Origin of the sequence: Shewanella sp. AC91-MNA-CIBAN-0169 (assembly GCF_040310165.1) — a bacterium.
In the GTDB taxonomy this organism is placed as follows: domain Bacteria; phylum Pseudomonadota; class Gammaproteobacteria; order Enterobacterales; family Shewanellaceae; genus Shewanella.
The window spans coordinates 1-270 of the sequence record NZ_JBEOPM010000121.1; the positions used below are offsets into that span (position 1 = coordinate 1).

1 protein-coding gene is annotated in these 270 nt (G+C 67.0%); it reads left to right on the plus strand.

Annotated elements, in window-relative coordinates; genetic code table 11:
• On the plus strand, positions 1-270 hold a 270-nt coding region (locus AAEY98_RS22365; protein ID WP_351019784.1), incomplete at both ends, for an Ldh family oxidoreductase.

Sequence of the window (270 nt, forward strand, 5' to 3'; positions counted from 1 at the left end):
TGGTGGAGTTGCTGGCGGCCGCGCTGACGGGCGGCAACTTCTCGTTCGAATTCGATTGGACGGACCACCCTGGCGCGCGCACGCCCTGGACGGGCCAACTGTTGATCGTGATCGACCCCAGTAAAACCGCAGGGCAAAGCTTCGCCCAGCGCAGCCAGGAGCTGGTGCGGCAGATGCATGCGGCGGGGCTGCGGCGCTTGCCGGGGGATCGACGCCATCGTACGCGGGCGAAGTCGCAGGAAAGCGGAGTAGAGCTGGATGCGCAGGCGT